Annotated in this window: 1 protein-coding gene; it reads left to right on the top strand. The window is 26.9% G+C overall.

Going from position 1 to position 524, the window contains the following annotated elements:
• A partial coding sequence (locus AC5LG6_RS11250) for a hypothetical protein (protein ID WP_498586655.1) occupies positions 1 to 524 on the top strand: 524 nt, incomplete at both ends.

Genomic DNA, 524 nt, shown 5'->3' on the forward strand with positions numbered 1-524 from the left:
TTGATAGACTTGGTAACAAATATCAAGATTTAAAATATACAGACATTGAAAATAAACAAGGAAATGTAGGATTTGAAGCACTTTTACAAAGTATTGCAAAAGTAGAAGAAGTAACATATCCATTAAATAACAATTTATTTAAAATTATCGCAAATCTTAATTCTACAGCTGAAGAGTTATATGGAGCTTACTCAATACTTGATGAGTTAAGAGATAGATTAATATACTTAAATCATGAAGCACAAGGTCTTAGTTATTCAATGATAAAAGGTGCTTCAAGTGTTGAAGCTCTACAAAGTGGATTTAATGATTTCTTTGATAATTTTTTAAGTGAAGATGAACAATTAACTTACAATACACAACAGCTTATTGAAAAATTTAATGCATTAAATTTAGCACTTCCAACATCAAAAGAAGGGTTTAGAGAGTTATTAGATAGTATTGATTTAACAACTGATTCAGGACAAGAGCTTTATGGAAGATTAATTATATTAAGTCAATCTTTTGCAGATATTACTGATAAA

The organism is Arcobacter thermotolerans (assembly GCF_983172305.1).